Here is an 11,470-nt window from a genome sequence, read left to right as displayed (position 1 = left end):
CCTGCTAGCTTTTTATTTTTATCTCCCGTATCTACTTTCACTAACTTCATTTTCCCCATTGGATCGGGCAATTTCTTATTTCCTATTTTAATTTCTGCTACTGCGTCTTTTTCTATTTTTACAGTTATTTTATCTTTTACTAATTCATAGCCTTTTGGCGCTTCTACTTCCACTAAGGTATAGTTTCCTATTGGTAAGTCTTTTGATATTACTTCTCCTTCTTCATTTGTTATTAGTTCTCCAACTATTTTTCCTTTTAAATCTTCTATATGAAACTTTGCTCCCACCAATTTTTTATTATCATTATTACTATCAACCTTTTTTATTTTCACTTTTCCTATACTAGGCTTGTTCCAATGTTGCCAGTTAAATTTAAAATTGTGAAATTCAAATCCACCAGTTTGTTGTACCGCACCGACAAATGCTTGTCCATTAATCGAACCGCCTTTTGTTTCTAATACAGCATTGGGAGCAAACACACTCCCAACGACACCATATCCCTCTGTTGTAATTTTTTTCGCATTTGGAAAAACCCAAATCATTTTCCCATATAGCTCAGTAAACGGGGAATTAGGCGAATATGGTTGTGATGTAGGAACTATATCTGTAGCCTTTCCAATATTATTCGTGTCATATAGAATAGACCCATTTTTAAATGTAACTTCTATTGCATCTGAATACATTACAATTAAATCTTTGTCCTTAGCATTGGGCAAAAATACATCTCTTATATCTACACTGATTTTCCCTGTCAATTCTGATGAAACATAAATATTAGGATTGTTTATATCTTTTCCGATTCCATGACTCATATTTGGAATTGGGATATTCGTTTTATATTGACCTGCATTTTTACTAACTTGGTTCACTATATTGCGAAATTCATTAAATTTCGCGTCAATTTCTAGTTTTTCTTTATAAACGATACGATCATAAGAAGATTGTATGATGCGATCTGGATCACTCTCTTTTGTCATTACGACTATTCCGTTTTGAATGATAAAAGATTCTTCTCTTGATTTTTTTAGTTTTCCAGACAATAACAAGGACGGATATCTCTCATCAACCCATTTTTCACCTACTATATTAGATGTTCCTGCTGCTGCACCTACAATCGTATACCCCGATGCATCCATATCACCTTGAACTGCAATTGCTCCTTCAATGTCGCCACCTATTGCTTTATGGTTACCAAAGACAACAGCATTATAACGCGATATATCTCCTAGACCTTCTAAGGTAGTCGTGGATCCATATGCTTCTTTTGGTACATATACGACAAAACTTACACTTAACATTAACAAAACAATAAAATGAATACTTACCAGCTTTAATCGTAGCCTCAATTCCTTTGTTCCCACCTTTACCGTTTTTTTCTATAGTCGAATAAAATGAATTTTTATTAATGATGATTTACTTCATCCCCTATATACCGTCTTTACTTATCTTTGAATTTCCGGTCCCACTTCCCATTAATGCAGGATAAATATATTCTATCGAGTTAACTTTTTCTTATAAATTACGACTAGAAGCACACATAACAATAGGATTGTAACTATTACAGCCCACTTATTAAATATAAATATCTCTGTACTCACTTTTTGTTTTTCTTTCTCGTTTAACTCCACACGCTCACCTCGAACTAGCAATCTATTGGTGTTTACTCCATAAGGCGTACACGTAATTAAAGTTGTATAATCTTTATTTTCTACAATTTGTAGATCGTCCGTTTCATGTGGTGACACTACTTTAATTTGATTTACTTTATAAGCAAGAACTTTGTCTAAAGAATGAATAAAAAAAAGATCTCCTTCACTCAACTTATCTAAATCTGTAAATAATTTTGCTGATGGTAAACCACGATGCCCTGTTAAAATAGTGTGGGTATTTTCTCCACCTACCGGGAGCGAAGAAAAATCTAAATGACCTATCCCGCGGCTCAATACTTCCTCAGAGGTCCCTTGATAGATTGGCAGTTTTATATTAATTTTCGATATTTCAATATACCCCATTACATCTCCTAAATTTAACGCATCAGCATACGCTTGATGATTACTTTTTTTTTCAGAAAATGGATCTGTAAATGTTTTCATGGAAGTTTGAACTTGTTTATTATATTCGGCTGCTTCTTTTTCCCTACGTTCGACTTCTTTCTTTTGTAGCGCTTTAATCTTCTTATCGTAAGAGCTAATCTCAGAATAATGTGCACGGGTCGCCAACCAATTACTAATAGTAGGATATAAAAAAATACCTAATCCAAATAAAAAAATACCCCCCAAAACAAGATTTCGTTTCATATTTCCACCTCTGTATATGCTTAAATATCGAAAAGAGGAAAGCATTTTGCTTCTCCCCTTTTCATATAGTTACATGTTCCTAAAATCTTAATTTCTAGCAAATTTTTTTCTAAAGAAAACAAGTGCCGCTGTAAGCATTAAAGTAAGGCCTATTACAGTAAAAAGAGTCGTTCCTATACCACCCGTTACCGGAAGAATCCATCCACTTTTATTATTTTCTATCGTTAATTTAACCGTTTGATTATTTTCGCTAATCTTTACATCAATAGGGTCTTTTAATAATTGATAAGAAGCTTTTGTACCATCTTCTTTTGTATATGTCGGTGCTTTCGTTTCAAAAATTTGATAATCTCCATATGGAATGTTAGACCATTTAATAACACCATGCTCATCAGATACACCTGTTACTTCTTTTCCTGCTACGACAACTATTTTTCCATTATGATCTTTAAGTACAAACTCTGCACCTTTTAATTTATTCTTATTAGCACCATCAATTTTTGTTAACTCAATTATTCCAGTTGTTGGAACAACAACTACAGGTTTAGACTCCTTTTCTCCCATTACATCATTTTTATTTGTAAAATCAATTTTTGCTGTATTTAAAATTTCCGAACCAGATGGTACCCCTTCTTTTACTTGGGATTTAATTTGTAAATGAAATTCTTTTTTACCATCTAATTTTGTGAAATCTTTTACTGTAGCTGTTACTTTTTGACCTTCTATAGCTAGCTCAACAAAGTTTGCATTTACTTCTGCTCCATCAATTTTCACGATTGGCTTTCCTTGAATCACTAAACGATTGTCCAAAGTATCTGTTACCACATATTTTTTGTATTCCTTAATGTCTTCAGGAATTAATGTTTTAATATCATAATTATAATTAGTTAGCGGATTTATTGGTAACGCTTCCAATTTTGCGTTAATCTTTTTATCAATAGTTGCTTCTTCATAGTTTTTCACTTCTAATTTAACTACTGTACCAGAAGTAATAGTTCCATCTTCATTAATTGTTCCGGAATTCTTAACAAAAAACTCACGTTTAGTTGGATCTATTACGTAGCCCTTCGGAGCTTTTGTTTCTTGGAAATAGTATTCACCATACTCCAATCCTTGCACGCGAATATGACCATTAGCATCTGTTACTAACTCTTTTTTCACTTCTGTACCATCTTTTTTAAATAAAGAGAATACTGCACCTGCTAATACTTTTTCATTTACACCAGTTTTTACTAAATCCACTGCACCACGTTTAATCTCATTTTTGGGATACATGTGAACATCATAGTTTAGCACCTTACCCTCTTTATTCGTTAATGGGATATCCACTGTATACGTATTGGGGTTTAGATTAACATGTGGAGGTCCTGCCACTTCTTTCACCTCATAACGTCCTAGCGGAAGATCTTTTAATACAGCTTGTCCGTTATCATCTGTTACTACTTGATTTGGAGTGGCTCCCATTACAGGTTTCACGTCTTCTTTTACGATTTTCCCATCGTTTGAAATTTTTTCAAAAGAAGCAACCCTTTTCACTTCAAACGTTACACCTTTTAATGGTTTCACATCTTTTGGCACCTCTTGATTTGCAGAACCATTACCTTCTAGTCCCTGCGCTCCATCTTTTTCTTGTTCATACTTATGAATCGTTAAAGTACCTTTAGATGGTGAGTCTGCCTTTACTAATACACTAGACCATGTAGAAAATGTTAAGAATAACACTAAAAGCACACTAAATATTTTTTTCATTTCTCTTATCCCCTTTACTACTTCTATCATTTTAAAAATTTCTTTATTACTATTACCTTCTTACAAGCAATAGTGTGCCAAGTATCAGATTTAAACCAATAACATAAAACATAGTCGTCCAACAATCCATTGTTTACAATCACTTATTCACTTTTCTTATCTTCTATTATTACGTTGTCTCTCTGCATGATATATGTAATTTTCTCCCCTGAATTACCCTCATATCTCTACTTCAAGACTTATTACATTGTTACATAATAGCTTTCACTGCTAATTTCGACTAATCACTTACTGTCAATCCATTCATTTCTCCCTTCCTATCCCTATTTAAAATCCAATCTTAATCCTTTTTTGATACATATAAGTAATAACCAACAAATAAGTGTGACGATTCATATTTTACGCTACTGTCCAAAACTATTACCTGTATATTCAAATAATATGTGCTATTCATGTTAAATTATGGTATTATTCTTAGAAGTTTATAACTTTTATTTATATTTTTTATTGATAAAGATTTTCCGTTTCTACTTATGAAAAAAGGAATATATAATTATTCAACTATCACGCATAACTGTAAGGAGGAAGAATATGACTAAAAAGCTCAGTCTAGTTGAGATAGAGTACATTTGCAATATGTTTTTCCAATCTTTCGAAATTCCAGTTTGTTTTTTAGATTGTAACAACAATATTCTTTTAAAATTTAAATCAAAAAATGATTCACATTCGTTGTATACATCAAAAATAGAACAGTTACATATGCTTTTTCAAAGAAATGATACATATAATTCTCCCATCTTCAGAACTCACGAACATCTAGGGCACTTCATTTTAATTCACATAAAGAGTGATTATATGGTGAACGGTACTATTATTATTGGGCCCATGGCACATGTAAATTTTTCTACAAGTAAAGTGGATAGTAACCTTAATTTTATTCCGAATTATAAAAGAACAAGAGACCGTTATTTTTCATTGTCAGTGAAAGATCAAAATTTCTTTGTAAATATAGCAATATTGTTTTATAACATTCTCTATAAAAAAAATTCAGATGTAAGCACCTTTTCAAATAACAGTGACTCAGTTCATATAAGTCATAGCAGAATTTTAAACGAAGATGTATATATTTCAATGCAAAAAGACAAATCTGTTTATCATAATTTATATATAGAGCAGCAACTACTTGGGTCTATAGAAAACGGGGATAAAGAAACCGTACTCAAATATTATTACGAATTCCAACAAGAGACTCTTTCATCTTTATCTTCATTCCATCAATTAAGACGTCATAAAAACATTTGTATTTCATCCATCACGCTCGCTACTAGATATGCGATAAAAGGGGGACTTCCATCTGGGATTGCTTACAAAATTTATGATTTACATATTCAAAGAACAGAAGATTTAAAAGACAAAGAATCTGTTTGGGATTTATTAAAAAATGCTTTTTGCACCTTTGCAGACCGTGTAAAGGCACAAAAAACACAGCAACATTCACAGACTATTGCTATTTGCAAAAACTATATTTTTAAAAATATTTACAATCCAATATCTGTTAAACAACTTGCTAAATTTGCAAATGTGAATTCAGATTATTTATCTATATTATTTAAAAAAGAGGTCGGTATTTCATTAATTGAGTACATTCAACGTGAACGAGTCGAAGAAGCAAAGAAATTATTAACTTTCACCACCTATCCCTTATCAGACATATGCGCTTCGCTTAATTTTAGCGATCAAAGTTATTTCACTAAAATTTTCAAAAGATTCACCAATGAAACACCTGGTAAATATCGAAAATCTCATGTTGTCATTTAGAGTGAAACTTCCATTAAAACAAAATGTTTTCAGTAACTCATCAATGGCAGATTAGAAGCACTCCCAGATTCATGAACTATAGGATTTATGCTTTTTCCAAACCAAAAAACACGTTACTATTCTTTTATTTTAATGAGAATAGTAACGTGTTTTTTATGTAATGTAGTTTTGTAGACAGAACATGATCCAACTACAAATTTTTATAGAAGCCAAATGCACCGCTTAACTACTAAAATCTTATTAAGTAAAAAATCCATATTTTGTTTTACTTACTTTCTACTTTATTTCTTCTGAATAATGAACTCTTTTCTTCAAACGAATAATCCCTACTATTATTTTTGTATCTTTCTAAATTTGCGAACAAAAGTGAGTACTGTGCCTGTAATAATCATCAATATGCCGATTGCTGCACTGTTATTTGTACTTACACCCGTCTTTGGAAGCTCCTTATATGTATACTCTTTTTTATCGCTATTACTGTTGTTTGAGATATTACTCTTATTCGCCTTATTAGCAAGGCCATTAGCTTTGCTAGTTTCTTTATCTTTCACTAATACTTTTTGTTTTGTATTTACGTCATTACCCATGGAATCTTTGACACTATATATTATTTCATAAGTACCAGCTTTAGTTGTATCTATAGTTCCTTCATACGCTACTTTAGAAGTAAGGTCACCGTCCTCTTTATCAGTAGCTGATACCCCTACCAACGGATCAAATTGATCACCCTCAGTAATTGAAGTTGTAGCAGGTACTTTTAGTATTGGTTTTTCATTTGTAACTTCTTCTCTAACTTTAACCGTTACAGTTTGTTTCGCCGTTACTTCATGACCTTTAGAATCTGTAACCGTGTACGTTAATACGTAAGTACCGACTTTAGATGTATCTACTCCACCATCAACTTTTACTTTAGAAGTAAGATCGCCGTCTTCTTTATCAATAGCTTTTACTTTTATCATTGGATCGAATGAATCTCCTACATGCATTGTCGCTCCAACAGGCACTGTTAATTTAGGTTCTAAATCTAATATTTCTCCATTTCCCTCTACAATTACAGTCTGTCTAGCCGTTGTAGTTCTCCCTTGGGAATCAACAACCAAGTATTCCACAATGTATGTACCTGGTTTTGAAGTATCTACATCGCCTTTATGCTTTACTTTATTTGTTAAATCACCATCTTCTTTATCAACAGCTTTTACATTTCTCATTGGATCAAACGTATCACCTACACGTAGTGTAATGGTAAACGGCACAGTTAACTCTGGAGCTTGATTTTCTGCTGTTTTTTCGTTTTCTTTCACTGTTCCTGGAATTTTTGCCGCATCAAAAGCATTTTGGACTGCTTGAACTTCAATTGAGTTCGTTCCATATTTATTAGTTGCAACTTTAAGGCATGCCAATTTCAATTCAGAGAAATTAGAAGTCATGTTCAATTCATCAGTATTTGCATAATAGAACATATCAAACATTTTATCTTCACCAATACCATTTACATTTACACCGTTATGAGTACCGCCTTGTGCAATTAAATACGCAACTTTATTAATAATACTTGAGTTAAAATGAACGCCTCCATAATCCTCTCCATTTAAATCATTATATTTACTATAATCATCGGGATACGGTAGTCCTTCTGAAAAATTAATTGCAGTTGGATTTTTCATATTACGAAAAGTCGATCCAGTTTGTTCTCCTATTGTCCAGTTAAATTCCCCATTATTTATGTATTTCTCTATAGCCGTTCCCATAATATCCGATAATGCCTCGTTAATTGCCCCAGATTCTCCTGAAAATTCAAGGTTAGATTCACTTGATGTAACTGCATGTGTAAATTCATGACCGGCTATATCGAACGCTTTTACCATAGGATCTCCATATAAAAGCATACTAATGTTATTAATATTAGTACTAAATGCATTCTCCCAATTTTCAGGATCATTTGTTCCTCCAGAATCCCATGCATGTACCACTGAAACTACTTTTTTTCCTTTATTATCAAAACTATTACGCTTATATTTTTCTTTATAAAAATCATATACCTTTGTTGCTAAGAAATGAGCGCTTACCGCCTTTGGATCATTAAATGTTGTTGAAGCGCTAGTTGCTAGTATGCCAGGATAATAACTTTCTTCATTTGTAATATCTCTATAATTTACATCATATGTCTCAATTCCTTGCCCTCTTGTGTAATCAGCAAGCGCATAATTCCCACTGGTCTGTTTAGCAATACCAAATGTACGATTTACGCCTAAATCATCTTTTCCTGTTCCAGTTAATGATGTGAAATTGCTAGTTTTATTTTCCTTAACGGATTCAACATACTCTTCACTTATTTTCAAACTTGATTCTTGTACCATATCTTTTAATATATCGCCATTATGAGCATTCACTAAATAAGTTCCAGATACATAATTTGGTGTTGTAGCAGCAAATGTAACTTGATATGCATTGCTAGCCTGCCCATGATTTTCATCAACAAAAATAACCGCCTTAACTTCTGGTTCAGAAATAAATTTAATGTCGTTTCCGTACTTTTTATAAATATATTGTTTCGCTTCTTCTTTTGATAAATTAATAGGTTTCTTTAAATCTTCTTGTGTTAAATTTTGTGCGCTAGCTCCTGAAATGCTTTTAATAATACCTTTTTTATCTACGTGAGCAGTCAACTGGTGGCCATACACTTCTTTTCCTTCATATATTTGTTGCATGCGCACAAGTGTAGTTCCATCATAAGAACCACGTTTTTGAAGAACCTTGTAATCTACTCCTGTTTCTGTACTAACTTGTTTTGGAGACAAAGCATGCTCCGTATTTTCCTTAAGTGCATCTTTCACTACATTCTCTGGCGCCTTTTTTGATGGTTGTGTAAGATCACCTGTACGGAACGAATCCTCTTGAATTTCAACTTGCATTTGACCAGGTTCCTCTGCATGACCTACTCCATATGGTGTTACACTTGTTAAAACAAATCCTGTTGTTAATGCAACTATAGCTATTTCTTTTTTATTTCCCATGATATTTACCTCGTATAAATTTCTATTATTTATATGAAACTGCTAAAATGTATACAATCTATTCCTAACATAAAAAGATGACTTTTGTAATCTACAAAAGCCACCTCTTCAATATGTAATATCCCTAAAATGTTTTTAATACATAATTTCTATACAAAAAAGAAAAGAGCATTCATTAACGAGCATTTTGCAATACTTTTATTAGGTCATTTATATTTTCAACTTTCTGCTGAAACTGATCAAGTCTGCTATGTAGCAATGAAGGATTTTTATCTTCAGTTGAAATAACTTGTTTTAATTCATTTTCTAATTTATCATACATATCAAAGAAATTATCAAATTCTACACTTACAAGCTCTTCATTTTCGCGATAGAATCTTTTTGCTTCTATATAAGTCATATATGATTTATTTAAAAATCCTAATGAAATTAAATATTTAGAAGTGTTTTCTTGATAAATAGCAATATCACATGCTATTTTAATATCAGAATAAGTCTTTTGAACGAGACAATGCAATTCAAAAATCTTAAACTTTAATCCATTATTCATTTCATCCCCTCCCATCGTATCTATTCTACATAAAATTAGAATATTATACAAAGAAAATTATTAGCATAAAATTGACAATTTAAAAAATAACTTAAGGATAAACAAAATCCCTCTCATTACAAATTATAATTGCGGAGCATTTACCAACATAACGGCTAAATAAAAAACGAAAAGAATAAATCTTTCCGCTCTTAGAGTAATAAATACATTTCATATTGCGCTAAAGAATTCTTTTCAAATCCACATTTCTTTAAAAAACCCTCCAATAAATTATTGTTAGGAAACTCAATTGATAAACTTGATAAATTTAATTCTTCTCTTGCTACTTGTAATAATTTCATCCCAACACCAATATTTCTATAACCTTTGTCTACGAAAATAAAACTAATTTTACCTTGTTCATTTACGCATAGAGAGCCTTTTAAGTCATTATCGACATATACTAAATCAATATTTACATCACTACACCTTTTATATTGAATCATATAAAATTGCCCTCCAATTGCTTGTATTAAACTAAACATGTACCCATATAATATATTCCATCTATTATAAATTTCAGCTCTTAATTTGAAATGAACGGACATTTCCCTACATATAACTCACTCTTAATTTGTTTTATAACAAACTATCTATTATTTACTACATTAATCTCATAAACACGTAAAAAAGCAATTAAATGCTCACATGCTCTTTCACATGCTAGCATTTTAAAGATTTTTTGTTCTTCTTTCGTTTTATCATTTGCTTGATCTGAAGCAGCTTTTAAACAGAGAAATGGTTTTTTATTTATTTGGCATACATAGGCGAAAGCTGCTACTTCTTGATCAACTGCTAATGCTCCATATACGGTATGGAGTAAATATCTCATTTCCGAACTACGAATACGTTGATCTCCTGATAAAAATGTACCGAAATGTATTGGATCATACGATCGTATTTTTTTTATTCTTCTTACAAGTGATTTTGTTGTTTCAATAGGTGCTGTTCTACCGTTATATAAATTAAAAACATCTTCCCCTGAACCAGCAGCAGTAACATCATGTTGTATTGCGTTTAGTGCGACTACAATATGACCGTTTTTCACCTTGTTTGATAAACTTCCGCATATTCCTGTCATAAACAACTCATCTGGCTGAAACTCACTAATTAACAATTGTACACAACTAGCGCAACTTACTTTACCGACACCAGTAACAACTGATATAATTTCCAGCTCATTAATAGTATGAAAATGAATTTCCCAAGCTGCTCTTTTTTCAACACGTTCACTTGGATAATGTTGATGCAAATACGTCAGTTCTGGTTCCCATGCAGATACAATTGCAATACGTTTCATTACACACTTCACTTCCCCTATTGTCATTTAAATAAGTTATCTATACTTTCTCGTTCATAATCTGGAATCCATTCTTTGTATTTCTTATATAAATCTCGTATTATTTCTTTATTCTTCGCAATTACTTCACATCCTCTATCATCATACATAAACATGACAATATCTTTCGTTGCATTTATGAGAAATACATCTGGATAAGAAATTTCTTTTTTTCGTCCAAATCGAGGATATAGATCAAAGAAATCCTCATGATTAACAACTTGTATAAGCGATTCATATTTAATATGTTCCGCAAGGCATTGTAAAGAAAAATGATATGTACAATATAAATCTGCTTCTTCATCTTCAAATAAAAACGGTAACGTTTCTTATCTTATATGAAATCTTAAATCTCTTTTCTTAATATATTTATTGTATACATTTATTTTCTGTGGAGTTTTTATATTTTCCTTTTTAAATCTATAAACATTTGTCACTACAAACACTACATCTTCTTTTGAAAATATGTCTTCAAATAAGAATTTATTATATTTATATAGTTGAGAAAAGTATTCCGTATTTAAATTGTCGGTTCCTTCTACAATTTGATATTTATCTTTTCCAAAATCAAAATGTAAATGATTTTCCCATTAAGAATATAAGTAGGGTACTAATGTAACTCCTGGAAATGTTTGATTCATATATTCTTTTAATTGCATTTCCT

Annotated in this window: 7 protein-coding genes and 2 pseudogenes; 1 reads left to right on the top strand and 8 read right to left on the bottom strand. The window is 31.6% G+C overall.

Annotation, left to right across the window (positions count from 1 at the left end; translation table 11 throughout):
- From CGQ22_RS09110 to CGQ22_RS09100, 3 genes are all read right to left on the bottom strand, one after another.
- The coding region (locus CGQ22_RS09110) for a collagen-binding domain-containing protein (protein WP_141106078.1) at positions 1–1,346 on the bottom strand (1,346 nt) is incomplete at its 3' end.
- Between the two features lie 147 nt (positions 1,347–1,493).
- The gene (locus CGQ22_RS09105; protein ID WP_003301355.1) at positions 1,494–2,297 is read right to left on the bottom strand and encodes a class C sortase; all 804 of its coding nucleotides are present in this window, start codon (positions 2,295–2,297) and stop codon (positions 1,494–1,496) included.
- 87 nt (positions 2,298–2,384) lie between these two features.
- A complete protein-coding gene (locus CGQ22_RS09100; protein WP_000719310.1) occupies positions 2,385–4,046 on the bottom strand; it encodes an LPXTG cell wall anchor domain-containing protein in 1,662 nt (553 codons plus the stop codon).
- A gap of 591 nt (positions 4,047–4,637) precedes the next feature.
- Between CGQ22_RS09100 and CGQ22_RS09095 the strand changes: the two genes are divergently transcribed.
- Positions 4,638–5,864, top strand: coding sequence for an AraC family transcriptional regulator (locus CGQ22_RS09095; RefSeq protein WP_139032750.1), 1,227 nt, complete (start codon positions 4,638–4,640; stop codon positions 5,862–5,864).
- 332 nt (positions 5,865–6,196) lie between these two features.
- Here the strand turns inward: CGQ22_RS09095 and CGQ22_RS09090 are convergent, their stop codons facing one another.
- The 5 genes and pseudogenes from CGQ22_RS09090 to CGQ22_RS31365 form a co-directional block, all read right to left on the bottom strand.
- The gene (locus tag CGQ22_RS09090; RefSeq protein ID WP_089148586.1) at positions 6,197–8,878 is read right to left on the bottom strand and encodes a M4 family metallopeptidase; all 2,682 of its coding nucleotides are present in this window, start codon (positions 8,876–8,878) and stop codon (positions 6,197–6,199) included.
- A gap of 175 nt (positions 8,879–9,053) precedes the next feature.
- Positions 9,054–9,428 carry a hypothetical protein gene (locus CGQ22_RS09085; protein ID WP_001059022.1) on the bottom strand — a complete coding sequence of 125 codons (375 nt, stop codon included), beginning with the start codon at positions 9,426–9,428 and terminating at the stop codon, positions 9,054–9,056.
- Between the two features lie 191 nt (positions 9,429–9,619).
- Positions 9,620–9,868, bottom strand: a pseudogene (locus CGQ22_RS09080) (GNAT family N-acetyltransferase); the annotation flags it as partial.
- A 188-nt stretch (positions 9,869–10,056) separates the two neighbouring features.
- Positions 10,057–10,794: a 5'-methylthioadenosine/S-adenosylhomocysteine nucleosidase gene (mtnN, locus tag CGQ22_RS09075; protein ID WP_139032749.1), complete on the bottom strand. Its 738-nt coding sequence runs from the start codon at positions 10,792–10,794 to the stop codon at positions 10,057–10,059.
- Positions 10,791–11,465 (bottom strand): annotated as a pseudogene (locus CGQ22_RS31365) (DUF3885 domain-containing protein). Before CGQ22_RS31365 ends, mtnN begins: the two are co-directional and overlap by 4 nt.
- Positions 11,466–11,470 lie beyond the last annotated feature (5 nt).

Source organism: Bacillus sp. M13(2017), from assembly GCF_002218325.1.
GTDB lineage: Bacteria > Bacillota > Bacilli > Bacillales > Bacillaceae_G > Bacillus_A > Bacillus_A thuringiensis_K.
The sequence above is the reverse complement of the archived record's forward strand: the minus strand, read 5'-3'. Positions and strand labels throughout refer to the sequence as shown.